Source organism: Nocardioides sp. WJ219, from assembly GCF_058559815.1.
Map to the genome: position 1 here is coordinate 254618 of NZ_JBZUJV010000001.1, position 23746 is coordinate 278363.

Annotated in this window: 26 protein-coding genes; 9 read left to right on the forward strand and 17 right to left on the reverse strand. The window is 72.9% G+C overall.

From position 1 onward, the window contains the following. Positions 1 to 3 precede the first annotated feature (3 nt). A complete protein-coding gene (locus AC4MBH_RS01230) occupies positions 4 to 705 on the forward strand; it encodes a hypothetical protein (protein ID WP_491792507.1) in 702 nt (233 codons plus the stop codon). Positions 706 to 820: 115 nt separating this feature from the next. Beyond that, positions 821 to 3166, forward strand: coding sequence for a PQQ-dependent sugar dehydrogenase (locus AC4MBH_RS01235; protein ID WP_491792508.1), 2346 nt, complete (start codon positions 821 to 823; stop codon positions 3164 to 3166). A gap of 47 nt (positions 3167 to 3213) precedes the next feature. On the opposite strand, the gene AC4MBH_RS01240 is transcribed toward AC4MBH_RS01235, so the two are convergent. From AC4MBH_RS01240 to AC4MBH_RS01255, 4 genes are all read right to left on the reverse strand, one after another. After that, positions 3214 to 4371: a sulfotransferase family protein gene (locus AC4MBH_RS01240; RefSeq protein WP_491792509.1), complete on the reverse strand. Its 1158-nt coding sequence runs from the start codon at positions 4369 to 4371 to the stop codon at positions 3214 to 3216. Between the two features lie 7 nt (positions 4372 to 4378). Then, the gene (locus AC4MBH_RS01245; RefSeq protein WP_491792510.1) at positions 4379 to 5212 is read right to left on the reverse strand and encodes an SDR family oxidoreductase; all 834 of its coding nucleotides are present in this window, start codon (positions 5210 to 5212) and stop codon (positions 4379 to 4381) included. Between the two features lie 161 nt (positions 5213 to 5373). Beyond that, positions 5374 to 6537, reverse strand: coding sequence for a hypothetical protein (locus AC4MBH_RS01250; RefSeq protein WP_491792511.1), 1164 nt, complete (start codon positions 6535 to 6537; stop codon positions 5374 to 5376). A gap of 3 nt (positions 6538 to 6540) precedes the next feature. Then, complete coding sequence (locus tag AC4MBH_RS01255) at positions 6541 to 7416, reverse strand: TIGR03619 family F420-dependent LLM class oxidoreductase (protein ID WP_491792512.1); 876 nt, start codon at positions 7414 to 7416, stop codon at positions 6541 to 6543. A 46-nt stretch (positions 7417 to 7462) separates the two neighbouring features. Between AC4MBH_RS01255 and AC4MBH_RS01260 the strand changes: the two genes are divergently transcribed. The 3 genes from AC4MBH_RS01260 to AC4MBH_RS01270 are packed head-to-tail and all read left to right on the forward strand — an operon-like array spanning position 7463 to position 9013. Next, positions 7463 to 7891, forward strand: a complete 429-nt coding sequence (locus tag AC4MBH_RS01260; protein WP_491792513.1) for a nuclear transport factor 2 family protein — start codon at positions 7463 to 7465, stop codon at positions 7889 to 7891. Next, positions 7891 to 8388, forward strand: a complete 498-nt coding sequence (locus AC4MBH_RS01265) for a nitroreductase family deazaflavin-dependent oxidoreductase (protein WP_491792514.1) — start codon at positions 7891 to 7893, stop codon at positions 8386 to 8388. Before AC4MBH_RS01260 ends, AC4MBH_RS01265 begins: the two co-directional genes overlap by 1 nt. 49 nt (positions 8389 to 8437) lie before the next feature. Beyond that, positions 8438 to 9013 (forward strand): hypothetical protein, encoded by a 576-nt coding sequence (locus tag AC4MBH_RS01270; RefSeq protein ID WP_491792515.1) that lies wholly within the window; start codon positions 8438 to 8440, stop codon positions 9011 to 9013. On the opposite strand, the gene AC4MBH_RS01275 is transcribed toward AC4MBH_RS01270, so the two are convergent. Genes AC4MBH_RS01275 through AC4MBH_RS01285 form a run of 3 tightly spaced genes read right to left on the reverse strand, consistent with a single transcriptional unit; the run spans position 9006 to position 11988 of the window. Continuing rightward, entirely contained in the window at positions 9006 to 10199 is a 1194-nt protein-coding gene (locus AC4MBH_RS01275; protein ID WP_491792516.1) for an MFS transporter, read from the reverse strand. The two genes, AC4MBH_RS01270 and AC4MBH_RS01275, sit on opposite strands and share 8 nt — an antisense overlap. Beyond that, positions 10196 to 11083, reverse strand: a complete 888-nt coding sequence (locus AC4MBH_RS01280) for a hypothetical protein (protein WP_491792517.1) — start codon at positions 11081 to 11083, stop codon at positions 10196 to 10198. Before AC4MBH_RS01280 ends, AC4MBH_RS01275 begins: the two co-directional genes overlap by 4 nt. Continuing rightward, on the reverse strand, positions 11044 to 11988 hold the full coding sequence (locus AC4MBH_RS01285; RefSeq protein ID WP_491792518.1) for a DMT family transporter: 945 nt from the start codon (positions 11986 to 11988) through the stop codon (positions 11044 to 11046). The genes AC4MBH_RS01280 and AC4MBH_RS01285 overlap by 40 nt, the downstream gene beginning before the upstream one ends. 40 nt (positions 11989 to 12028) lie before the next feature. Between AC4MBH_RS01285 and AC4MBH_RS01290 the strand changes: the two genes are divergently transcribed. After that, positions 12029 to 12523: a MarR family winged helix-turn-helix transcriptional regulator gene (locus AC4MBH_RS01290; protein WP_491792519.1), complete on the forward strand. Its 495-nt coding sequence runs from the start codon at positions 12029 to 12031 to the stop codon at positions 12521 to 12523. A 9-nt stretch (positions 12524 to 12532) separates the two neighbouring features. Here the strand turns inward: AC4MBH_RS01290 and AC4MBH_RS01295 are convergent, their stop codons facing one another. From AC4MBH_RS01295 to AC4MBH_RS01315, 5 genes are all read right to left on the reverse strand, one after another. Continuing rightward, on the reverse strand, positions 12533 to 13381 hold the full coding sequence (locus AC4MBH_RS01295; protein WP_491792520.1) for an aldo/keto reductase: 849 nt from the start codon (positions 13379 to 13381) through the stop codon (positions 12533 to 12535). Between the two features lie 333 nt (positions 13382 to 13714). After that, positions 13715 to 14701 (reverse strand): hypothetical protein, encoded by a 987-nt coding sequence (locus tag AC4MBH_RS01300; RefSeq protein WP_491792521.1) that lies wholly within the window; start codon positions 14699 to 14701, stop codon positions 13715 to 13717. Continuing rightward, positions 14698 to 15198 (reverse strand): sigma-70 family RNA polymerase sigma factor, encoded by a 501-nt coding sequence (locus tag AC4MBH_RS01305; RefSeq protein WP_491792522.1) that lies wholly within the window; start codon positions 15196 to 15198, stop codon positions 14698 to 14700. The genes AC4MBH_RS01300 and AC4MBH_RS01305 overlap by 4 nt, the downstream gene beginning before the upstream one ends. 96 nt (positions 15199 to 15294) lie before the next feature. After that, positions 15295 to 16284 carry a M28 family metallopeptidase gene (locus AC4MBH_RS01310; protein ID WP_491792523.1) on the reverse strand — a complete coding sequence of 330 codons (990 nt, stop codon included), beginning with the start codon at positions 16282 to 16284 and terminating at the stop codon, positions 15295 to 15297. A 14-nt stretch (positions 16285 to 16298) separates the two neighbouring features. Beyond that, positions 16299 to 17015, reverse strand: coding sequence for an aspartate/glutamate racemase family protein (locus AC4MBH_RS01315; RefSeq protein WP_491792524.1), 717 nt, complete (start codon positions 17013 to 17015; stop codon positions 16299 to 16301). A gap of 72 nt (positions 17016 to 17087) precedes the next feature. Between AC4MBH_RS01315 and AC4MBH_RS01320 the strand changes: the two genes are divergently transcribed. After that, entirely contained in the window at positions 17088 to 17990 is a 903-nt protein-coding gene (locus tag AC4MBH_RS01320; RefSeq protein WP_491792525.1) for a LysR family transcriptional regulator, read from the forward strand. Positions 17991 to 18003: 13 nt separating this feature from the next. On the opposite strand, the gene AC4MBH_RS01325 is transcribed toward AC4MBH_RS01320, so the two are convergent. The 5 genes from AC4MBH_RS01325 to AC4MBH_RS01345 all read right to left on the reverse strand — a co-directional run bounded on the left by AC4MBH_RS01325 (position 18004) and on the right by AC4MBH_RS01345 (position 21142). After that, the gene (locus tag AC4MBH_RS01325; protein WP_491792526.1) at positions 18004 to 18444 is read right to left on the reverse strand and encodes a hypothetical protein; all 441 of its coding nucleotides are present in this window, start codon (positions 18442 to 18444) and stop codon (positions 18004 to 18006) included. Next, a complete protein-coding gene (locus tag AC4MBH_RS01330; RefSeq protein WP_491792527.1) occupies positions 18441 to 19157 on the reverse strand; it encodes a WXG100 family type VII secretion target in 717 nt (238 codons plus the stop codon). Before AC4MBH_RS01330 ends, AC4MBH_RS01325 begins: the two co-directional genes overlap by 4 nt. Before the next feature lie 40 nt (positions 19158 to 19197). After that, a complete protein-coding gene (locus AC4MBH_RS01335; RefSeq protein ID WP_491792528.1) occupies positions 19198 to 19518 on the reverse strand; it encodes a hypothetical protein in 321 nt (106 codons plus the stop codon). Between the two features lie 39 nt (positions 19519 to 19557). Next, a complete protein-coding gene (locus AC4MBH_RS01340; RefSeq protein ID WP_491792529.1) occupies positions 19558 to 20301 on the reverse strand; it encodes a YbaB/EbfC family nucleoid-associated protein in 744 nt (247 codons plus the stop codon). Between the two features lie 136 nt (positions 20302 to 20437). Next, positions 20438 to 21142: a GTP pyrophosphokinase gene (locus tag AC4MBH_RS01345; RefSeq protein WP_491792530.1), complete on the reverse strand. Its 705-nt coding sequence runs from the start codon at positions 21140 to 21142 to the stop codon at positions 20438 to 20440. Positions 21143 to 21284: 142 nt separating this feature from the next. Between AC4MBH_RS01345 and dnaK the strand changes: the two genes are divergently transcribed. Together dnaK and grpE are read left to right on the forward strand one after the other, a co-directional pair. Next, on the forward strand, positions 21285 to 23150 hold the full coding sequence (dnaK, locus tag AC4MBH_RS01350) for a molecular chaperone DnaK (RefSeq protein ID WP_491792531.1): 1866 nt from the start codon (positions 21285 to 21287) through the stop codon (positions 23148 to 23150). Continuing rightward, complete coding sequence (grpE, locus tag AC4MBH_RS01355; RefSeq protein WP_491792532.1) at positions 23147 to 23731, forward strand: nucleotide exchange factor GrpE; 585 nt, start codon at positions 23147 to 23149, stop codon at positions 23729 to 23731. Before dnaK ends, grpE begins: the two co-directional genes overlap by 4 nt. Positions 23732 to 23746 lie beyond the last annotated feature (15 nt).

Genomic DNA, 23746 nt, shown 5'->3' on the forward strand with positions numbered 1-23746 from the left:
CCCATGAAGACAACCCGACCCACCACCGCAACCATCGCGGCGACCGCGGCGATCGCCGCCTGCACGCTGCTGCCCGGCCCGGTCTCGGCGCAGCACCCCACCGACCGACCGCGCCTCGCGATCGTCGTCCCGCCCGCGTCGCCCCGCGCCTGGGACCCCCTCACCGACACCAAGTGGGCCTTCGAGCGCGGCCAGGTCGTGATGACCGAGCGCGGGGTCGCGCCCACGGGCCCGCGCCGGCCGTTCGAGTACGCCGTGGTCACCCAGGGCCCCGAGCTGCGGTCGCTGACCTACCGCGCCGAGGTGCGGATCGACGAGCCGGTGACCCGCAACGACCGTGACGTCGTGCTGATCTGGAACTACCGGTCGCCGACGCGGTTCTACTACGCGCACCTCTCGCAGGACAACACGATCTACCCGCACAACGGGATCTTCGTCGTCGACGACGCCGACCGGCGCCGCATCGACGACCAGTGGGACGGTGCCGTGGGCGCGCCGCCCGCCATCGACGACACCGACTGGCACGACGTACGGCTCGACTACCGCGCGGACACCGGCGAGGTCGCGGTGCACGTCGACGGCGCCGACGAGCCGCTGATGACGGCCACCGACACCACCTTCGCCGGCGGCCGGATCGGCTTCGGCTCGTTCGACAACCACGGCCGGGTGCGCCACGTCGCGGCGCTCGGCGTCCGCCACCCCTGATCCACGTCGGTCCCGCGGCAGCACCGCGGGACCGACGGGGCTGCCGGCGGCAACCGGCAGCGTCCTTCAACAGGAGATCCCCACGGTACAAGCCGTGGGGAGGAAGAGAGTTCCCATGGCAACCTCACGCTGGTGGGTGACCGCCGCGGCCGGTGCGCTGGTCGCGGGCCTGCTCGCCCCGACGCCCACCTCGGCCACGGCCTCGCCCGTGGCCCCGGTGGCGGCGAGGGCCGCCGGAGACCCGATCGCCGACCCCGTCCCGCAAGACCCCCTGCGCTCCTCGCTCGGGCTGGTGCTCGAGGAGTACCACCAGTTCCCGACCTCGACGCCCACCCCGGCGCCGACCGACTACCGGTTGATGCGCCACAACCGCATCAACTACATCGGCGAGGTGCCCGACGGCACCCGCCGCCAGTACGTCCCCGACCTCAACGGCCCGCTCTACCTGCTCGACCGCGGTCGCGAGCACCTCTTCCTCGACGTCAAGGCGCAGTTCCCGAGCTTCTACTCCGGCCGCGGCATGGGCAGCGGGTTCGGGTTCGTCACGTTCGCCCCCGACTTCCAGGACTCCGGGCGGTTCTACACCGTCCACACCGAGAAGGCCGCCGACATGAGCAGCCTGCCGGCCACGACGTACCCGGCGCAGACGCCGACCTTCGCCCACAGCGTCGTGACCGAGTGGACCGCCCGCGACCCCGACGCCAACCGCTTCCGCGGGACGCGTCGCGAGGTGCTGCGGCTCGGCTACGCCAGCCAGATCCACGCCATCCAGCAGATCGACTTCAACCCGACGGCGCGCCCGCGCGACGACGACCACGGCCTGCTCTACGTCGCCTCCGGCGACGGCGGCATCGGCCTCAACACCGACCAGCCGCAGGACAAGGGCAACCCCTACGGCAAGATCCTGCGGATCGACCCGCGGGGCACGAACGGCCCGACCGGCACCTACGGCGTACCCCGGTCCAACCCGTTCGTCGGCGACACCGGGGCGCTCGGTGAGGTCTACGCGATCGGGATGCGCGACCCGCACCGCTTCACGTGGGACCGCAAGGCCCCGCACCGGATGTACCTGGGCCACATCGGCCAGCACGCCATCGAGGCCGTCTACGAGGTGCGCCCCGGTGACAACTTCGGGTGGAGCCCGCGGGAGGGCCGGTTCGTCTACGACAACGCCGACCAGTGCCGCCTCTACCCGCTGCCCGAGGACGACGAGAAGTACGGCTACGTCTACCCCGTCGTCGCCTACGACCACGACCCGCCGGCCGGGTGGCCGTGCGCGTCCGACAGCGGCCACGGCATCAGCGGTGGCCAGGTCTACCGGGGCGACCGGTTCCCGCAGCTGGCGGGCAAGTACGTCTTCGGCGACCTCGTCGACGGTCGCGTGTTCTGGGCCGACGCCGCGCGGATGAAGCAGGAGACCGGCCGCGAGGCGACCCTGCACGAGATGCAGCTGTGGAACACCGACGGCGAGCGGCTGCGGATGCCCGACCTCGCCGGTGACCACCGCATCGACCTGCGCTTCGGCGCCGACGCCCGCGGCGACCTCTACCTGCTGGCCAAGGCCAACGGCACGGTCTGGAAGGTCGTCGGCACCCGCAGGACCCCGTGGAAGGACGAGCCGGTGCCCTCGCTGGCCGACCACGTGGTGGCCGCCTGGGACTTCGAGCACCCGTTCGCCGTCGACGGCGCCAAGGAGGAGGACCAGGGTGCCTCCGCCACGCTCCTCGACCTGGTCAACGGCGGTGAGGACATGCGGACCGACGACGGGGCCTTCCCCGGCAGCCGGCACTCCATCCAGACCCAGCAGGTCAACCCGACCGTCGCCGGCAACGACGACTGGAAGGCCGGCGTCTGGGCCCCGGACGGGGCTCCGTCCCTGGCCCGCTTCGCGGGGGCCGAGGAGGCCACCGTGATGGGCTGGTTCAAGATGACCGGCACCGGCGTCGCCCTCGACTCCACCACGCCCGCCCCGGACGACCGGTACAACGCGATCGGGCTCGCCGGCGTCCTGTCCGGCAACTCCGACGGCCACGGCGTGCGGGCCCTGCTCGAGCTGATCGACGTCAACGGCGAGCTGCGCCTCGTCGCGCTGGGACGCCGGCTCGACACCGGGTCGTCGTCGACGTTCGCCGCCTCCGCCGACTGGCGCACGCTGCTGCCCCGCGGTCGGTGGGTGCACCTCGCGGCGACGTTCGACTACACGACGGGCGAGATGGCGCTCTACCGCAACGGCCGCGCGATCGACGGGTTCTACACCTCGACCGGCGACCCGTGGGCCGTCGACGGCACGGGGACGTCGGACACGCTGCCGCGCGGCATCAAGATCGGCGGCTCGTTCCCGCAGGACACCCGCGAGCGCAACCCCTGCGACTGCCGGTTCGACTCGCTGATGTTCCTCGACACCGCGGCCTCGCCCGCGCAGGTGCGGCAGCAGTACCGCCGCTACCTCGCGGGGCTCTGAGGCCACCCCGCTGACCCGTCGCCTCCGGGCGACGGGTCGGCGGACCCTCAGCGGTCGAAGGCCGCGCGCACCTCGCGCTCGGTGAGGCCGTAGTCGGCCAGGTCGTAGCGGTGCGAGGGCGCCTTGCCGCCCTGCTTCTGCTCGCGGTCGATCTCCTCGACCGCGGCCAGCGCGGCGGGGGAGAGGTCGAGCCCGAGCTGGTCGTAGATGCCGCGGACGGTGCCGATCGGGTCGGCGACCAGGTCGGCGAACGCGACGTCGGCGAACTGGGCGTCGTCGTAGGCCGGGCGCGCGTCGTGGTAGGCGTGGAACGAGCGCGACCACAGGTCGAGCTGGGTGCGGCCGACGGTGGCGGCGTCGTACGTCGTGGAGTGGCCGGCGGTCGTCTCGGCCGACAGCGAGCACGACGAGGCGATGCACACCACCGGGTCGCGGTGGGTGTGGACGACGAGCGCGTCGGGATAGACCGTCATCAGCGCGTCGAGGGCCGTCAGGTGGCTGGGGTTCTTGAGCACCCAGCGCTTGTCGGGGTCGTTGAGCCCGACGAGCTGGAGGTTCTGGCGGTGGCGGGCGTAGGCGTCGGTCCAGTCCTGGCGCCGCAGCCACTCGGTGTAGCGGGGCACGTGGGCCAGCGACTCGTAGGAGTTGGACTTGCCGGTCTGGCGCAGCAGCCGCCAGCACTCCTCGACCGTGGTGGCGTCCATGTAGTGGATCCCCCTGTAGTCGGGGCTCTCGACGTGGTGCGCGGCGAAGCCGGCCTGCATCGCCTGGAAGATCGGGTCGTCGTCCCAGGTCTCGCGCGGCGGGCGCGGCTGGGGGTACTGCGTCAGCCACATCTCCAGCCCCTGCGCTCCCGGGTCGGCGTGCAGCAGCCGGTGCAGCGCCGTCGTGCCGGTGCGGGGCAGGCCCATCACGAAGATCGGTCGCTCGATCGGGACGTCGGCGTGCTCGGGGTGCCGGGCGAAGGCGGCGTGGGTGAGCAGCACGCCGACCAGCGCGCTCTTGACCTCCGAGCGCTGGAAGTAGTTGCCGCGCGGGGTGAGCCCGGCCTCGGGGGACGCGAGGTCGTCGACCAGGATCCGCAGGCCCTCCTCGTGCTGGGTGCCGCCGAGGTCGGTGAGGCCGGTGGTGCGCTGCGCGGCCGCGACGATGCTCTCGTAGGAGCCGACGTCGGCCCGCTCGCGGGTCATGACGTTGTCGGTCACGGCGCGCTCAGCTGTGGAACTCGCCGCAGTCGACCGTCAGCGTCTGGCCGGTGACGGCCGAGGCGAGGTCGGAGGCCAGGAACAGGGTGGCGCGGGCGACCTCGGCGGGGGACGCGAGCCGCTTGAGGTCGCAGGGCGCCGCCTTCTCGGCGTACACGTCGTCGTGGGTGGTGCCGGCCTCGGACGCGAGCCAGTCGAAGTAGGCCTTGTTGACGTCCTCGTAGATGTAGGACGGCGCGACGCTGTTGACCCGGATGCCGCGCGGGCCGAGCTCGGTGGCCAGCGAGTGGGCCAGGTGGGCGAGCGCGCCCTTGGAGAGCTTGTAGCCGGAGTACTCGGGCTGGCTGCTGAACTGCACCGCGCTGTTGAGCATGATCACCGAGCCGTGGGTCTTCTCCAGCGCGTCGGCGAACAGCGAGGTGAGGCGCAGCGGCGCGAACACGTTGGTCTCGTTGGCCGCCCGCAGGGCCTCGACGTCGATCGTGCTGATCGGGTACATCGGCGGGATGCCGAAGGCGTTGTTGACCAGGCAGTCGACGCGGCCGAGCTCCTGCACGGCCCTGTCGACCAGCGCCCGGCGCGACTCCTCGTCGGTGATGTCGGTCGGGACGACGAGCGCCCGGCCGCCGTACGACCGGACCACCTCGGCCATCTTCTCCAGCCGCCTCTCGGTCCGGCTGACCAGCACGAGGTCGGCACCCATCCGGGCCGCCTCCTCGCCCAGCGCCCGCCCGAGCCCGGGCCCGACCCCGGACAGGACCACGACCTTGCCGCGCAGCAGCGGCTGCGCCTCGTAGGCGTCGGCGACGGGCGTGCTGTGGTGGATCGAGGTGGTGCTCACCGGCGGGTCCTCCGGACGTCGGCGGGCCTCGTCGCCCGCGGTGGGGTCACACTAGAACGTGTTCCAGTTTTTTACGAGGGTGCCGGGATAGTTCGAGACGTCATCAACCTAAGACGGGTCTTTGGACGTTGATGGCGTCACGGAGTATCCCCGCGGACCCGTCAGCTGATCATCCGGCGGGCGACGGCGCGCTGGCGGGCGGCGATGCGCTCGGCGTACTGCTCGGGGGTGATCGGTACGGCGTGGGGGAGGTGCTCGGCGACCTCGGCGAGGGGGACGACCTGGACGGTGGGCCCGTCGGCGTCCTGGGTGAGGTCGCGGGTCAGGCGCTGCCAGCGCAGCATCATCGAGCCGGTGCGGTGGCCGGTGGTCTCGAGCCAGTTGGCCAGGACGCCGTCGCCGATCCGGGGCTGGTGCTCGGAGACGACGACCCGGATCACCCCGTCGGGGTCGGTGGTGGCCTGGGCCTTGGTGAGCGAGGTCTGGTGGGTCTCGTAGTCGGTCGAGGCGTACCAGTCGGAGCCGATCTGGATGCCCTGGTAGCTGCCGTCGTCGCAGCGCGGGACGCTGATGACCAGCGCCTGGTCCTCGTCGAGCTCGTAGTGCCCGATCGAGGAGCGCTGCGAGGCCAGGCCGCCGGGCGTGGACTGCGGCGCGGTGAGCGTGTTGACCGGCTCCTTGCGCTCGAACCACTTCGGGAACTCGAACCAGGTCAGGATCGAGCCGGTGAGCGAGCGGGCCGCCACCTCGTACTTCTTGCGCAGCGTCGCCTCGGTCAGTGACCTGGCCGGCCGGCCCAGGGTGTCGGGGCGCTCGATGGTGAGGGTGCCGCGCTCCTCGGTGTCCCAGTCGCAGAACACCTCCCGCACGATCATCGTCTTCGCGCCCGGCTCGGCGACGTAGGTGAGCTCGAAGGTGCCGTCGTCGGCGACGTCGAGCTCGCGGTCGTCAAAGGCCATCAGCGACGTCGCCGCCGAGGTCGCACTGTAGGCGCCGCCCATCACCTGGAAGGACAGGTCGGACGACGTCCCGCGGCGGCCGCGGACGACGTACTCGACCCCCTCGCGCAGGAACGCGCTGAGGTAGATCGCGTCGGGGTTGTCGAGGCCCTGCCGGCTGAACTGGTGGGTCGGGTTGACGAACAGCGGCCGGTCGAGGTCGTAGTCGAAGGCCATCTGCATCGCCATCCGGATGCGGCCGGCGAGGTAGTCGTAGCCCTCGAGCCGGTCCTGCTCGGTGCGGATGAACGGCGCGTTGGCGATCAGCTCCTCGGCCTCGGCGATCGCGTCCTGCAGGGGCCGGGTGAGGTCGAGCGAGGCGCTCATGGGTCAGGAGGCCTTCGCGATGATGTTCTCGGCGTACTTCTCCAGGTGCTCGACCTTCTTCTCCAGCGGCTCGGTGTCGGGGCCCTTGAGGTAGGGCACCCGGAAGCCGACGATGCAGTCGGTGACGCCCTTGTCCTCCAGGCGCTTGATCCCGTCGAGGGTGTAGGCGTCGTAGGAGATGACGTGCACCTCGAAGTCGTCGCGGGTGTCGCCCTCCTCCTCGCGGATCTCGGCCAGGCGGGTGAGCAGCCGGTCGAGCTCCTCGCCGTCGCCGCCGGCGTGCATCCAGCCGTCGCCCTTGCGCACGGCGCGGCGCAGCGCGGCGTCGGCGTGCCCGCCCACCAGGAGCGGGATCGGCTCCGTCGGCGCCGGGCTCTGCTGCAGCACGTCGATGTCGTAGAAGTCGCCCTGGTAGCCGAAGAACTCACCCGACGTCAGCCCGCGCACGATGTCGAGGCACTCGTCCATCCGCTTGCCGCGCCTGGCCCAGTCGACCTGCAGGTTGGCGAAGTCCTCGGGCCACGGGCTGATGCCGACCCCGAGGCCGAGCCGGTTGCCGGACAGGAACGCCAGCGACGACGCCTGCTTGGCCACCAGCACCGGCGGCCGCACCGGCAGCTTGAGCACGAACGGCGTCAGCCGCAGGGTCGTCGTCACCGCGAACAGGTGCGCGCACAGCACCATCGTCTCGATGAACTCCTTGCCCTCGAGGAACTCCCGGTCGCCGGTGTCGGTGTAGGGGTAGGTGCTGTCCGACTCCTTCGGGTAGATCAGCGAGTCGGCGACCGTCATCGACGTGTAGCCCGCCGCCTCCGCCGCCCGGGCGAGCGGGGCGTAGTAGGTCGCGTGCGTCATGGCTTCGGCGTAGGAGAACCTCACGGGGCGAAGACTAGAACGTGTTTCAGTTATCTGCCAGGGTGGCGCCGTGGACCTCCAGGAGATCAGCGACCGCCTCGAGATCACCGATGTGATCACCCGCTACACCCGGGCCATCGACACCGGCGACTGGGATCGGCTGGACACCGTGTTCACCGCCGACGCGCAGGTCGACTACACCGAGTCCGGCGGCATCCGTGCGTCGTACGCCGAGGTCAAGCCGTGGCTGGCCGAGATGCTGCCGGCGTTCTTCCCGCAGCGCATGCACACCATCGGGCAGGTCGAGATCCTCTTCGGCGGCCCCGACGCCGCCGCCGTGGTGGCCTACTTCGACAACCCGATGCCGATGGACGACGGGCAGGGCGGCACCCGGATCGTCGAGATCGGCGGGATGTACCACCACGACGTCGTGCGGACGCCGGACGGCTGGCGGAGCCGCCGCCTGCACGAGCAGGTCGTCTGGAAGCGGGGCCTGTGATGCCCGACCTCACCCCCGACCGGCTCGCCAAGCGCCGCGAGGCGCTGGCCAGGCCGGCCACCGCCAGGGCGATCAAGCTGATGGCCCGCGCCCAGGTCAGGGTCTTCCGGCTGACGGGCGGGCGGGTCGGCAGCAGGTGGCGGATCGGAGCGGGGTTCCGCAAGCCGGTCCCCACGCTGCTGCTCGACCACGTGGGTCGCAAGAGCGGCACGGCGTACACGACCCCGCTGCTCTACCTCGCCCACGGACCCGACCTGGTCGTCGTCGGGTCACAGGGCGGGCTGCCCACCGACCCCCAGTGGGTCGCCAACCTGCGTGCCCACCCCGAGACCACCGTGCACCTGCGCCGCGAGACGCGCCCCGTGCGTGCCCACGTCGCGACCCCCGACGAGCGCCTGGCCCTGTGGCCGCGGCTCGTGGAGATGTACGCCGACTTCGAGACCTACCAGGCCACCACCGACCGGGTGATCCCCGTCGTCGTGCTCGAGCCGCGGTGATCGACCGACGCGGTTTGGTCGGCAGCGGGCCGTCGCTCACAATGGCCCGGTGACCGAGGACCAGCACGAGGACGTCGTCCGGGCGGAGCGCCCGACGCTCGCCGTGCTGTGGGGGGTGCTCTCCCTGGTCGCGGTGGCCGTGATCGTCGGCGGGGTCCTCGCCGTCGGCGCCCTCGTGGCCAGCCGCGCCGCCGGGTTGTCCGACGACGGTGCCGCCACCGCCGACGCGACGGCCCAGGAGACGCTCTTCCTGCCCTCGCCCACCGACAGCAACGAGCCGCAGTCCTACGTCACGCTCTCCGACGTGCCCGAGCCCGACCTGCCGACGTCGACGTTCAGCGACGCCCCCGCCGACGAGATCACGCTCGAGTCGGCGCAGTCCGAGGTCGGCCCGATGGAGCCGATCGACCTCACCGGCACCTACCCCGGGGGCGACGGGGCCGTGCTGCTGGTGCAGCGGTTCGAGGCCGGCAGGTGGGGTGACTTCGCCGCGATCACCGTGCTGGTCAACGGCGACCAGTTCTCCACCTTCGTGCAGACCGGCTCCGCCGGCGAGAACCGGTTCCGCGTCCTCGACACCGAGACCGGTGAGGCCTCCAACGAGGTCGCGGTCACCGTCACCTGACCCGCTGGTCCTCGCGGCGCACCCAGTACGCCGTCCACGCCGTGCCGGCGAGCCCGAGCCCGCCGATCACCACGCAGGCCACCGCCAGGGGCGCCAGGGCGGCGACGGCGCTGACCACGAGCGGGCCGCCGGACAGCCCGATGTCGCCGCACAGCCGCCAGCCGCCGAGGAACTGGGCGCGGCCGTCGTCGGGCGCGGCGTCGGCGCCCAGGACCATCACGATCCCCGACCCGAGGCCGTTGCCCGCGGCGATCAGCGCCACCACCGCGGCCACCGCGACGGCCGAAGTCGCCAGCGGCAGCAGCAGGGCGCCGACCGCCACCGTCAGCACGACGGGCACGGCGACGACGGTGCGGCCGTACCGGTCCATCAGCCAGCCGCCGGGGTAGATGAAGACGATGTCGATCGCGCCGGCGAGGGCGAAGATCAGCGACGTCGTGCTGGGGGAGATGCCGACGTGGTCGGCCCACAGCGGCAGCAGGCCGGTCCGCACCGACCGTGACGCCGAGATCACCACCACGACCACGCCGAGGGTGAGCAGCGTGCGCCGGTGCCGGCGCAGCACCTGCCACACGCCGAGGTGGCCGCGCTCGCGCTGGGCGTCACGGCGCTCCTGGCCGAGGTCGGGCATCCGCGCGGCGAGGCCGGCGGCCGCCAGCGCCGCGACGGCGGCGAGGAGGAAGACCGCGTCGAGGCCGCCGAGGGAGATCAGCCCGGCGCCGAGCAGCGGACCGACGAACACCCCGACCCGGTGCGAGCCGCCCAGCGTCGACAGCGCCCGTGCCCGGTGGCTCAGCGGCACCGCGTCGATCATGAAGCCCTGGCGCGCCATCAGGAACGTCGTCCAGGTCGCACCGCTGACCACCACCGACACCGCCAGCAGCAGCACCGACCCGGCCATCGCGCCCAGCAGCATCGCGGCCGCGTCGACGACGCCGGCGTACACGAGCGCGCGGCGCTCGCCGATCCGGGCGACCGCGGCGCTCGCCGGCAGCGACGCGACGAGCATGCCGAGGCCGAGGAGGGCCACGATCGCGGCGGCCGTGCTCACGTCGGCGCCGAGGTCGCGCGCCCGCAGCGCCAGCACGGGCATCACCGCGCCGTGCCCGATCGAGCTGACGATCGTGGGTCCGTACGCCGAGAGTGCGACGTCGCGCAGCCGGAAGTCGGCGGCGGCCTGCGTCATGTGGCCGATCCGTCGACGACGCACGCGCCGGCGAGCAGCCGCTGGCCGGCCTGGCGGCTGGCGGCGTCGGGGATCCGCAGCACGGTGACCGTCTCGGCGTCCGCGCCCGAGCCGAAGCGGAACGTCGGCTTGAGGTGGAAGGTCTGGCTGCTCTCGGTGAGGGCGTGCTCGTCGCAGCGGGGGATGACGACCCGCACCGGCACGCTGGCCGACGCCTGGCCGGCGGGCAGCACGAGCGGTCGGTCGAGCACCGGTCGCAGCAGCACGGAACCCTGGATCCCGGTGACCGTGACCTGGCCGGTCTCGGCGCGCCGCAGCAGGGTGACGGTGCCGACGACCGCGGCCCGGCGACCGGTGCCCTCGACCCGCCAGCCCGGGCCGTAGCGCAGCTGCACCGCCTGTGCGACGCGCTGCTCGTCGCAGGTGCGCTGGCGGATCCGGGTGACGTAGCCGGTGCCGCTCTCATCGAGCTCGTCGGTGACCTCGACGTCGTCGGCCAGCCCGAGCCGGCCGACGACCGGCTCGGCGAGCGCGGTCTCGGGGGCCGAGCAGTCGGGCGCCGGCAGCTCGAAGCGCAGGTCGAGCACGCGGCCCGCCTCGACCACGGTCTCGTAGTCGGTGTCGAAGGTGCCGTAGCCGGGCCAGTCGAGCCCGACGCCGGTCACCTCGAGCGCCTGGTCGGACTCGTTGACCACCCGCAGCTGGGCCCGGCTGCTGCCCTCGTCGGCGCGCAGCTGGATGAAGGACAGCGACACGCCGGTCGGCGGCGCGGCGCCGCCACCCCGGCTCGGGCGCTCGTCGCCGTCGTTCTCGTGGGTGCAGCCGCCGGCTGCCGCCACGGCGGTCAGCGTGGCGGCGACGAGGAGGGCGCGGGTGTGGCGCACGGGTCCATCCTGCCCTCCCCGGCCGCGGGCGCAGCGGTCGCCGGGGCGGGCGTCGTACGACGCTGCCCGGCGAGGACGCCGCCGAGCACCAGCGCCATGCCGATCGCCTGGACGGGCCCGAACGCCTCGGCGGCGAAGGCCACGCCGAGGACCGTGCCGGTGACCGGGTTGAGCAGTCCGACCAGCGCCACCGCCCCGGCCGGCATCCGCGACAGGCCGTGGAACCAGCAGGTGTAGGCCAGGATCGTCCCCGCGCCGCCGATCCACAGGAACCCGCCTGCCGCCGGCAGGTCGATGGCCGGGGGAGCGCCCTCGACGACGAGCGCGAGCGGCAGGAGCAGCAGGCCGCCGGCGACCAGCTGCCACGACACCATGGTGAGCAGGCCGACGCCCTCGGGACGGCCCCACTTCTTGACCAGGACGAACCCGAGCCCCGAGACCGCCACCGAGCCGAAGGCGCCGGCCAGGCCGAGCGCGGAGACGCCGCCGGGCGAGCGCAGCACGAGCAGCCCCACCCCGGCCAGGCCGACGAGGGCCGCGACGACCCGCTGGAGGCCGGGACGCTCGCGCAGCAGCACGAAGGCGATCGCCATCACCGCCAGCGGCGACGCCGCCTGCACCGTGGAGGCCAGACCACCGGGAAGGTGGTAGGCGGAGAGGAAGATCAGCGGGAAGAACAGCCCGATGTTGCAGGTGCCGAGCAGCGCGGCGCGCCACCACCACTCGCCGCTCGGGAGCCGGCGGACGACGGCGAGCAGCAGCAGCCCCGCCGGGAGCGCCCGCATCAGGGCGGCGAAGAGTGGTCGGTCGGGTGGCAGGAACTGCTCGGTGGTGAGGTACGTCGTGCCCCAGGCGACGGGGGCGACGGCGGCGATCGCGGTGGCGCGGAGCCTGTTGTCTTCCACGGAAGAGAATATATCTTCCGCGTGAGATATCGTCTAGTCCATGACCGAACCGGACCACGTCGGGCGGATCCTGCAGCAGTGGCGGGCCGAGCGCCCCGACCTCGACACGTCCCCGATGGGCGTCATCGGGCGACTGCACCGCCTCGCCGACCGGCTCGACGGCGAGCTGCGCACCGTGTTCGCCGCGGCCGGCCTCGCCCGTGGCGACTTCGACGTGCTGGCCTCGCTACGGCGCAGCGGGGCGCCGTACGAGCTGACACCGGGCCAGCTCGGGGCCAGCACCATGGTCACCTCGGGCGCGGTGACCAAGCGCGTCGACCGGCTCGTCTCGGCCGGCTACGTCGAGCGCACCGTGAGCGCCGACGACGCGCGCTCGCGCCTGATCCGGCTGACCGACGAGGGGTTCCGGCTCGTCGACGGCCTGGTCGAGCAGCACGTCGCCAACGAGCACCGGCTCCTCGCCGGCCTCACCGAGGCCGAGAGGTCCCGGCTCGCCCACCTGCTGGAGGCCTGGGGGCGAGCCCTCGACGCGTGAGCAGGCGGCTCAGGGCACGTAGTCGAACGTGTCCGGGTTGGGTCCGGTGCGCCCGGCCTCGCCGCGGTCGAGCCCGCTGATCGTCGCCATCTGCTCGTCGGTGAGCTCGAAGTCGAAGATCGCGAAGTTCTCCGCCATCCGCTCGGGCGACATGGTCTTCGGGAAGACGATGTCGCCGCGCTGGACGTGCCAGCGCAGGGTCGCCTGCGAGGGCGTCTTGCCGTGGGCCTCGGCGATCCCGGCGACCGCCGGGTCGTCGAGCACCGCACCCTGGGCGATCGGCGACCACGCCTCGACGAGCGCGCCGTGGCGGTGGGTGGCCGCGCGCGCCTCGTCGTTGAGGAGGTAGGGGTGCGCCTCGATCTGGTTGACGGCGGGGACGACGCCGGTCTCGGCGACGATCCGGTCGAGGTGCGCGGGCTGGAAGTTGGAGACGCCCACCGCGCGGGCCCGGCCGTCCTCGACGAACGACGTCAGCGTCCGCCAGGTCGAGACGTAGTCGCCGTCGTACTTCGTGGGCAGCGGCCAGTGGATGAGGAACAGGTCGATGTGGTCCAGGCCCAGCTTGGCCAGCGTCGCGTCGAACTCCCGGCGGGCGTCGTCGGGGCGGTGGAAGCCGTTGTTGAGCTTGCTGGTCACGAACAGCTCGTCGCGCGGGATGCCCGACGCCGCGATCGCGACCCCGGTCTCCTGCTCGTTGCCGTACATCTGGGCGGTGTCGATGTGGCGGTAGCCGGCCTCGAAGGCCTTGGTCACGGTGTCGGCGGTCTGGGCCGGAGGCACCTGGTAGACGCCGAAACCGAGCTGCGGGATGGTCGTGCCGTTGTTGAGGGTCAGGGACGGGATGGTCGTAGCCATACCCAGGACCACACCAGGAGTGGCCCCGTTGTTCCCAGACCCCTCCGGATGAGAGATACGTCGCGTCGGGGTCCGACGGTGGTCGAGGAGGCCGGCGTCGGGGTCCGACGGCGGTCGAGGAGGCCGGCGTCGGGGTCCGACGGTGGTCGAGGAGGTCGGTCACGACCGTCTCGAGACCATGCCACGCTGGTCGAGCCGGGCGAGCGCCAGCGAGCCCGAGTCGAGACCCGGTGAGGTGCCCGTCCTGCGTGGTTTCGAGACGGTTGCCAGCGCAACCTCCTCAACCACCGTCGGCGACCGGCCGTCGTACGACGCGCCGCCGGCGACGGCGCATCAGGCGCAGGCGGTGTCCAGCCGGGGCCAGGTCGCGACGGAGGTGCGGGAGCCGACGTAGGCGAACCGGCCGTCGGCCGAGAGCCACAGGTGCTGCCCGTCGCGCTCCCAGCCGGTGTCGCGCGCGCCGGCCGGCAGGGGCACGTCGGTGCGGTAGCGGCCGGCGACGGAGCCGCGCAGCGCGGCGTCTGGCGCCTCGACGTAGGCCCGGCCGCGGGGGCCGCCGTCGTCGACGAAGAGCATCTGCATGGTCTGCCAGCCGCAGTGCTCGGGGCCGGGGGACGTGAAGACCTCCGCGACCGGGACGGGCAGGCCGTCGGCGTCGGTCCAGACGCCGTAGCGCGCGAACCCGGCGATCTCGACCTCCTCGGGGAACTCGGCAAAGTCGCAGCGGGCCCACGACTCGACGTACCAGCCCGCGCCGCCGGCGCCGTCGATCGCCGGGCCGTCGCGCACGACGAGGGCCAGCAGCACGCGGCCGTCGACCTCGCGGGTGAGGAGCACCCGGTCGGGCTCGCTCGCCGCGACCGCGAGGTCGGGGTCGGGCGGCACCGCCAGGAACAGCCCCTCCGAGTACGCCGTCTCCACCGCGGCGAGCGGGCTGTCGCTGGTGGCGCCGCCCTCGTAGACCTCCGCCGCGCTGTTGCCGCCGGTCGGCGGGTGGACGCAGTCGATCGCGCGGCCGGCGGCGCCGTAGCGGCCGGTCGCGTCGAGCGGGCCGTCGTACGGCGTCGCGGCCGGCGGGATCCCGTCGGTGGCGAGGTCACCGTCGTCGCCGTCGTCGAGCACCGCGGGGACCGCGAGGGCGGTCATGGCCGCCACCGCCGCCACGCATCCGACGGCCCCCGCCGCCCGTAACCGTCGCCGGCGCCGAGTCCGGCGCGCCCGCCGCGCCACGCCGTCGACGTCGACGGGTCCGGTGCCGGCCGGGAGGCGGGCGTAGCCCTCGCGGAGCCGGTCGACCAGCTCGTCGTCGTGGTCGGTCACGTCGCCTCCTCGCGGTCGTTGCCGAGGTCGGGGGTCAGGGCCGCGCGGAGGGTGCGCAGCCCGTCGTGGGCGGCCCGCTTGACGGTGCCCTCGGCACAGCCGAGCAGGGAGGCGACCTCGGCGACCGGCAGGTCCTCGAGGTAGCGCAGCACGATCGTGTGCCGCTGCCGCGCGGGGAGTCGGGCGAGGTGGTCGAGCAGCACGAGCCGGTCCTCGGCGTCGACGACCGGCGCCCGGACCTCGGGCACGTGCGCCGCGCTGACCTCGCGCACCCACCACGCCCGTCGGCGCTCGGTCGCGACCTGGCGCACCAGCGCCGCCCGGGCGTAGGCCGCCGGGTCGCGCACGGCCAGCCGCGGCCACGCGAGGTAGAGCCGCTCGAGCGTGGCCTGCACGGCGTCCTCGCCGCGGTGCGGGTCGGCCGTCAGGGCGAGGGCGAGCCGTCGCAGCGCGGGCGTGACCGCGGCGACGACCTCGCTGAACTCCTGCTCGGGCACCCTGCCTCCGTCCCGTCCCCGCGGGGACCCTCGTCGACGAGACGCTGCCGGGCGGTCCGGAGGTTGAGTCGCCCGGCGATCCTCCTGCCGGACGGGTCAGCGCAACCAGGCCAGCACGATCCGCCCCACCCGCTCGAGCTGGTCGCGCTCGACGACCGACGGCACGTCCGTCGGGTCGTGGTAGGCGGCGTACGGCGTGCTGCCGAGGCGGGCGGCGGGCAGTCCGCCGTCGGTGAAGGACTCGTGGTCGCTGGAGGTCTCGAACGTCTGCAGGTCGGTCCGTACGCCGACCCGGCGCGCCGCCGCGACGAGCTCGTCGCTGACGCCGTTGGCCTCGCCGACGGTCTGCACCGGCACCACCGACCCCACGCCGACCCGGTCGAGCGAGACCATCGCCCGCAGCGAGCGGCGCTCGGCCCGACCGAGCGCGGCGACGTAGGCCTTGGACCCGTAGTGGTGCGCGTCGCCGGGCCCGCGCGGCTCCTCCGAGCCGAACAGGACGAGCACCACCGGCAACCGGGTGCGCCGCTCCTGCAGCGCCTCGGCGACCGCCAGCACCACCCCGACCCCGGAGGCGTTGTCCTCGGCGCCCGGTGCCCGCGGCACGGTGTCGAGGTGCGCGCCGACCAGCAGCCACGGCTCGCCTGGCTCGACGTCGCCGCGGGTGGCCACGACGTTGACCGAGGGTCCTGCCTCGACCGGGGTGTCCCAGGAGAAGCCCGCCGGGGTCGGGAACCGCTGCCGCTCGACGGTCCAGCCGGACGCCGTCAGTCGCCGCTCGGCCCACCGGGCGGCACGGAAGTACGCCGGGGTGTGGCCCGGTCGCGGCCCCACCTCGCCGGCCAGGAACTCCACGGCACCCACGGCGGTGGCGACCCGGAGGTCGTCGGGACCGACGCGGGGGAGCGGCGGCGGGTCGGGCGGGTCGGGTGGGGGAGCGCTGGTGGGTGACGGGGCGGGCGTCGTCGGCGACGGTGCCGCTGTGCTGGTCGGGGACGGCTCCGGCGCGCCGGGCTCGGGGTCGGACTCGGACGTGCAGGCGGCCGCGAGCAGCCCGGTCGCGAGGAGCAGGGCGGCGAGGCGCATGCCCCGATGGTGCCTCAGACCGCCGCGGCCTGGGGCTCGAGCGCGAGCTCGACCAGCATCTCGGCGTGCGCCACCGCGGAGTCGACGACCGGCAGCGGGGCGTCGCCGGCGCCGACGAGCAGGCCGATCTCGGTGCAGGCGAGCACCACCGCGTCGGCACCGCGCGCCGCGAGGTCGTGCATCACGTCGACGTACGCCGCGCGCGACTCGTCGCGGAAGATCCCCTGGGTGATCTCGTCGAAGACCACCCGGTCGACCAGCTCGCGGCCCGCGGCGTCGGGCACCACCACGGAGATGCCGTGGGTGGCGAGGCGGTCGGCGTAGAAGGTCTCCTCCATCACCCAGCGCGCGCCGAGCAGGCCGAGGGTGGTCCAGCCCTCGCGACGGGCGACCGCGGCGACGGCGTCGGCGATGTGGACCGCCCGGACGCCGTGGGCCGACGCGGCGGTCTCGAGCGCGGCGAAGTTCTTGTGCATCAGGTTGGTGCAGAGGCCGACGAGGTCGGCGCCGCCGGCCACGCACCGCTCGGTGGCCGCGGCCAGGATGGCCGCCGAGCCGGCCCAGTCGCCGCGGACCTGGCAGTCGCGGACCTCGGCGAAGTCGAGGGACTGGAGGGACACCCTGGCCGAGGCGTGCCCGCCGAGCCGGGCCGCGACCTGCTCGTTGACCAGTCGGTAGTAGGTGGCGGTGGAGTGCCAGGACATGCCGCCCACGAGGCCGATGGTCTTCATGGCTCCACCCTCCCCCGGGAGTGAGCCCCCAAGGAAGACCCGACCTCCTAGGGGAGGCCATAACCTGTGCCTATGGCTCTCGACCCGCGCCGGCTGCTCGTGCTGCGCGACGTCGCGCGCGCCGGGTCGATCAGCGCGGCGGCCCGCGAGCTGGGGTGGACGCAGCCGGCGGTCAGCCAGCAGCTCGCCCGGCTGGAGCGCGAGGCCGGCGGTCCGCTGCTGCTGCGCGGCCCCGGCGGGGTGACCCCGACCGAGGCCGGCCGCGCGCTCCTGCGGCGGGCCGACGTGGTGGCCGCCGAGCTGCACGCCGCCGCCGAGGAGGTCGCCGCACTCACCGAGCTCCGGGCCGGCCGGGTGCGGCTCGTCGCGTTCCCGTCGGGCGCGGCCACCCTGGTGCCCGAGGCGATCGGCGCCCTGGCCGCCGCCCACCCCGAGGTCGAGGTCGGGCTCGCCGAGGCCGAGCCGCCCGAGGCGGTGGCCGCCGTCGCGGCCGGTGACGCCGACCTCGCCCTGGTCTTCGGCTACGACGGTCCGCCGACCGGCCTCGGCGCCCTCACCTGGCGACCGGTCCTGCACGAGCCGGTCCACCTCGTGGTCGGGCCGGGGCGCCGTGGCCCCGGGCGACGCGGCCTGGCGGCGCTGGCCGACGCCGACTGGATCGGCGGGTGCGTCAACTGCCGCACCCACCTGGTCGACTGCTGCGCCGAGGCCGGCTTCGTGCCGACCATCCGGCACACGACCGACGACTACGTGGTCGTGCAGAACCTCGTGGCCCGGGGGCTGGGCGTCACGGTCCTGCCGGCCTCGGCCCTGGCGGCGTACCGCCACCCCGACGTGCGGGTGGTGCCGATGGCCTCCCTCGGACGCCGCCACGTCGGGCTGGCCTACCGGCCCGGCGCCGACGCCGTACCGGCGACCGCGGCGCTGGCGGCGGAGGTGGAGGGCGCCGCTCGTCGGGCGGCCGGAGCGGGGTGACCGGCGTCCGCCACTACCGGGACGCCGGGGCGTGGTGGCCCGCGGTGCGCGCGGCGGCCGCACTCTCACGGCGTACGAGCGAGGCGAGCAGGATGCCCAGGCCGAGCGGCACGACCAGCATCATCCCGAGCACGAACGCCGTGCCGCCGTCGGGTCCCCCGTCGACGACGAAGGCGATGCCGCCCAGCACCGCCACGAGGACGCCGACGACGCCGAGTGCCACGGCCAGCCCCGGCAGCCCGCGCTGCGGACCCGGCCGGGCCGCCCAGCGGGCGGCGGCGAGCACCACGACCAGCCCGGCGAGGATGACGAGCGCGGTCGCCAGGCGGAGCCACCACGTGACGGCGTCGTCGTCGGTCGCCTGGGGCAGCAGGACGAGGAGGGCCAGGCCGGCGAGCGCCTGCGTGGCTCCTCCGACCGCGAGCAGCGCCGCGCGGGCGCGGGTTCCGGTCACGCCGTGAGCACGGCGCCCGGGGGCCAGGCGCCGTCGGGGAAGCCGCTGAGCTCGCCGAGCTTGCGGTTGAGCTTGCTCTGCGCGGAGTCGCAGTCGCTCTTGAGGAACATGCCACCGGTGAAGAACGCCCCCTCCGCGACCAGGCACGCGGCGGCGAAGATGAAGATGCCGGCCGGGATGCCGACGATGGTCGCGGTCGAGGCCAGGGCGGCGACGAGACCGCCCACGAGCGCGACGAGAGCGGTGATCAGCCCGGCGTAGAACTTGACGAGCCCGGCCCGGACGCCGTCGAGGGCGTCGGCGGCGGTGTCGGTGAAGGTCTGCAGCTTCTCCATGGCGCTCTTGTGCAGCGCCGCCTTGGGGAAGTACGCCTCGGCAGCCTGGCCCTTCCAGTGGTCGTCGGCCTTCAGGAGCGCGCGGTCGACGGTGCCGACCTCCTCGCTCACCGGCGAGCCGATGTCGCTGCTCCACTGTTGACCGGCTTGCTCCACGGCGCCGAGATCACCCATGTTGCCGAAGATGAGGGTGGCGGCGTCCCAGAACTCGTTCCACTTCTCCTCCAGGTAGCCGAACGCGTCGCGGACCCGGTCGGCTGCCCAGCCGAGGCCCCACGGCACCCAGCTCAGCACGTCGTTGATGGCGTTGACGAGGTCGTTGAAGCCGTCCTGGAGCCGCTGGACGAGGCGGTTGATCTCCTCGATGAACTCGTTCACTGGTGCCTTCTCTCGTGAGGTCGGGTCGGGGTCGCGTCGGTCACTCGGAGACGGCGTCCCACAAGCCGTCGAACTGGTTGATGTTGGAGCCCTCGGCGCCCTCGAACGCGGCCTTCACCTGCCGCAGGCCGGCGGCGATGGTGGAGGTCTCCTCGGTGCCCTCGGTCAGCCGGTCGTTCACGAACTGCACGTAGGTGTCGTAGGTGGTGGTGAGCCCGGTGACCTGGGCAGCCCACGACAGCTCGCCGACCGTGAGGCCCAGCCCGCTGGTGCTGGTGGCGGCGGTGCTGAGGGTGGAGGAGACGTCGTCCCAGGTCTGGGCGTCGGTCTCGAGGGCCTGGAGGTCGGTCTGCAGGGTCATGTCTCTCCTCGGGGTGGGCGGTCGGGGAACAGGTTCGTCTCAGGTCATGCGGAGGCGGGCGGCGAGGGCCTCCGGGTCGCCGGCCAGTCGGTTCAGCTCGCCGAAGATGCTCTGGTCGACCACGTCGGAGGTGGTCCGGCTGCGTGCCTCGCGCAGGGCGTCGCGGTAGGCCTTCATGAAGTGCTGGCTCAGCGCCGGGCCGTTGGTGCGCTCGGCCCAGGCGGGCTCGACCTCCACCGAGGCCAGGGTGCCGACGCCGGACAGGGTCACCGTGAGGCCGCTCGACCTCCCGACGTGCTGGGCGGCGGCCAGGCTCTTCGCCTCCGCGACGACGCCGTCGAACTGGCGGTTGGCCTCGCGGAGGATCTCGACCATCGCGGCCAGCGACTGCTCGCTACGGGCGGCGAGCACGTCGGGCCGGGTGACCTCGTCGAGCCTGGCGTACACCGACTCCGACGACGGGGCCATCGAGCGGGTCGACGGCTCGTCGGCGTCGACCTCCGCGGCGAGGGAGTCGGCCCACTGCTCGGAGGCGACCGCGCCGGCCTTGGTGTAGGCCTCGACGACCGCGGCCCCGAAGGCCTCGGGCGCGATGCTCGCCTTCCACCTCGGTCCGACCACGAGGTCGGTGATCTCGCCCTGCGGCAGGAGCCGCACGGTGACCTCGCCGCTCTCGTCGGAGGCCGTCGCCTCCTGCAGCGACGCCTGCGCCTTCTCGAAGCGCTGGGAGACGCGGTCGAGGCCGTCGCGGGCGTCGGCGATCCGGTCGAGTGGGTCCTGCATGCACCGCTCCTGGGTCGAGCACGGATGGGTCACTGCGGTGGTTACGCATGCCCTCGCCGGAGCGGCGGAAACCCCGCTCCCTCCTCGCGTTCATGCCCGTCCTCGCGCCACCGACGTCCCGTCGGCGACACGGGGGTCAGGTGAGCGTCTGCACCTCGGCGCGCAGCCGCCCCATCTGCTCGTCGAGGTCGGTGGCGGTGCTGGCCACCGACCGGAGCGTCTCGCGCAGGTGGTCAGGCACGGTGCCGGCGTACTTGTAGTAGATCTGGTGCTCGACGCTGGCCCAGAAGTCCATCGCGATCGTCCGGATCTGCAGCTCGACCGGCACCTGGACGGTGCGGTCGGACAGGAAGACCGGCACCTCCACGATGATGTGCAGGCTCTGGTAGCCGTTGGCCTTGGGCTCGCGGATGTAGTCCTTGGTCTGCAGCACGGTGAGGTCGGGCTGGCGGGTGAGCATCTCGGCGAAGCGGTAGGTGTCCTCGACGAAGGCGCAGGTCACCCGGATACCGGCGATGTCCCGGACGCCGTCGCGGATCGCGTCCAGGTCGGGGGGCAGCCCGAGCCGGTCGATCTTCTCGAGCAGGCTGTCCATCGTCTTCAGGCGGGTCTTCACGTGCTCGATCGGCCCGTAGTCGTGGGTCTCCTCGAACTCCTCGCGCAGGATGGTGATCTTGGTCAGCACCTCGTCGATGCCGAACTTGTACTCCTGGCGGAAGCCGGCCAGGCGCCGCCGCAGGTCGCGGAGCACCGTCTCCGGCTCGCAGGCGGCGAGGTCGGGTCCGGCCAGGGCGCGGAGGAACTCGAGGTAGGAGCCGGTCTCGGGGGCCTGGAGCGTCACGTCCTCGAGCGTAGCCAGCGCAGGTCGGTCGCGACCTCGGGAACAACCCCGGCCGGACCCCCGTTGGACCCTGTGCCAGACTTGAGCCATTCGGACTCAACTTGTCTGACACCACACCACGAACCAACGGAGGAACCCCACCATGGCACGAGCTGTCGGCATCGACCTCGGTACCACCAACAGCGTGGTCGCCGTCCTCGAGGGCGGCGAGCCCACCGTCATCGCCAACGCCGAGGGCGCGCGCACCACCCCGTCCGTCGTCGCCTTCGCCAAGTCCGGCGAGGTGCTCGTCGGCGAGGTCGCCAAGCGCCAGGCCGTCACCAACGTCGACCGCACGATCCGCTCGGTCAAGCGCCACATGGGCGAGAGCTGGAAGGTCGACATCGACGACAAGTCCTTCACCCCCCAGCAGATCAGCGCCTTCGTGCTGCAGAAGCTCAAGCGCGACGCCGAGGCCTACCTCGGCGAGACGGTCACCGACGCCGTCATCACCGTGCCGGCGTACTTCTCCGACGCCCAGCGCCAGGCCACCAAGGAGGCCGGCGAGATCGCGGGCCTCAACGTGAGCCGCATCGTCAACGAGCCCACCGCGGCCGCGCTGGCCTACGGCCTCGACAAGGGCGACGACCAGACCATCCTCGTCTTCGACCTCGGTGGCGGCACGTTCGACGTGTCCCTGCTCGAGATCGGCGAGGGCGTCGTGGAGGTCAAGGCGACCTCCGGCGACAACCACCTCGGTGGCGACGACTGGGACAACAAGGTCGTCGAGTGGATGGTCACCAAGTTCAAGAACGCCAACGGCGTCGACCTGGCGGCCGACAAGATCGCCAAGCAGCGCCTGCAGGAGGCGGCCGAGAAGGCCAAGATCGAGCTGTCGTCGTCCTCGGAGACCACGATCCACCTGCCCTACATCACCCACGGCGAGTCCGGCCCGCTGCACTTCGAGGAGAAGCTGACCCGCAGCGAGTTCCAGAAGCTCACCGCAGACCTGCTCGACCGCACCAAGGTGCCGTTCCAGCAGGTGCTCAAGGACGGCGGCGTCGCGGTCTCCGCGATCGACCACGTCGTCCTCGTCGGTGGCTCCACCCGGATGCCCGCCGTGGCCGAGGTCGTCAAGGACCTGCTCGGTGGCAAGGAGCCCAACAAGGGCGTCAACCCCGACGAGGTCGTCGCCATCGGCGCGGCCCTGCAGGCCGGCGTCCTCAAGGGCGAGGTCAAGGACGTGCTGCTGCTCGACGTCACCCCGCTCTCCCTCGGCATCGAGACCAAGGGCGGCGTGATGACCAACCTCATCGAGCGCAACACCACGATCCCGACCAAGCGCTCGGAGATCTTCACCACCGCCGACGACAACCAGCCCTCGGTCGAGATCAAGGTCGCCCAGGGCGAGCGCCAGATGTGGTCGCAGAACCAGCCCCTCGGCAACTTCGAGCTCACCGGCCTCCCGCCGGCTCCCCGCGGCGTCCCGAAGATCGAGGTCACCTTCGACATCGACGCCAACGGCATCGTGCACGTCTCGGCCAAGGACCAGGGCTCCGGCAAGGAGCAGTCGATGACGATCTCCGGTGGTTCCGCGCTGGGCAAGGACGACATCGACCGGATGGTCAAGGAGGCCGAGCAGTACGCCGAGGAGGACGCCAAGCGTCGCGAGGCCGTCGAGGCCCGCAACCAGGCCGACCAGCTCGTCTACACGACCGAGAAGTTCCTGGCCGACAACGGCGACAAGATCCCCGAGGACGTCCAGAGCGAGGTCCAGGCCGACGTCGACGCGCTCAAGGCCACCCTCGAGGACACCGAGGCGTCGTCGGAGACCATCACGGCCGGCGTCACCAAGCTCAACGAGTCGAGCCAGAAGATGGGCGCCGCGATGTACGCCGCCGCCGAGGCCGAGCAGGCCGCGGCCGGTGGGTCCACCGGCGCCACGGGTGAGGCCGACGACGACATCGTCGACGCCGACGTGGTCGACGCCGAGGTCGTCGACGACGAGAAGCCCGAGGGCGACAAGTGACGGACGTCCCCGAGGAGAACCCGGACGTCGTCCAGGGCTCGCTCGAGGACGAGCAGGTGGCGGCGGCCGAGGCCGCCGCCACCGCGCCCGACGGTGTCCTCGACGACGCCGTCGAGGACGAGGTCCCCGAGTCGCCCGGTGACCGTCTCGTCGTCGCCGAGCGGCTCGCCGAGGAGCGGCTGGTCGACCTCCAGCGGCTGCAGGCGGAGTACCTCAACTACAAGCGGCGGGTCGAGCGCGACCGCGACCTGGTCAAGCAGAACGCGACGTACGCCGCGCTCGCGCCGATCACCGAGGTGCTCGACAACATCGACCGCGCCAAGGAGCACGGCGAGCTCGACAGCGGATTCAAGTCGGTCGCCGACCAACTCGAGCGCGTCGTCGCCGCCGCCGGCCTCGAGAAGTTCGGGGCGGTCGGTGACCCGTTCGACCCGACGGTCCACGAGGCCCTGAGCCACATCGGCCAGGACCCCGAGGTCACCGTGACCACCTGCAAGGTGATCGCCAAGGCCGGCTACAAGATCGGCGACCGGGTGGTGCGTGCGGCGCAGGTGCTCGTGGTCGACCCGGTCGACGGCTGAGCGAGCACCTACCGA